The 291-nt window shown below is 68.0% G+C and carries 1 protein-coding gene; it reads left to right on the top strand.

Annotated features, from left to right (window positions below; genetic code table 11):
• The coding region (locus tag NE591_RS15210) for a hypothetical protein (protein ID WP_256157097.1) at positions 1-291 on the top strand (291 nt) is incomplete at both ends.

Consider the following 291-nt stretch of genomic DNA (forward strand, 5'->3'; position numbering starts at 1 on the left):
CAACGAGGAGAAGAAGAAAGAGTATTACGAGAAGGGGTACTGGACGCGCGAAACCATCCGTGACGTCTGGGAGCGCCAGGCGGGCCGCCGCGTCGTCCACCTCGCCGTAGGTCATGCGACAGCCCTGGTCGTCGGCGACGTACTCTTCGCCGGCGTGCGCCCGCGCCTGGCGCTAAGCGAACAGGCCGATGGCAGCACCGATGGCGGCCTCACGCCAGCCAATAGCGGGGGCCTCCAAGTGCGCCCGCTCGATGGCGGCGGCGCGATCCTCGACAGCGGCGAGATCCTTCG

The sequence above is a fragment of the Adlercreutzia sp. DFI.6.23 genome (assembly GCF_024462535.1).
GTDB lineage: Bacteria > Actinomycetota > Coriobacteriia > Coriobacteriales > Eggerthellaceae > Adlercreutzia > Adlercreutzia rubneri.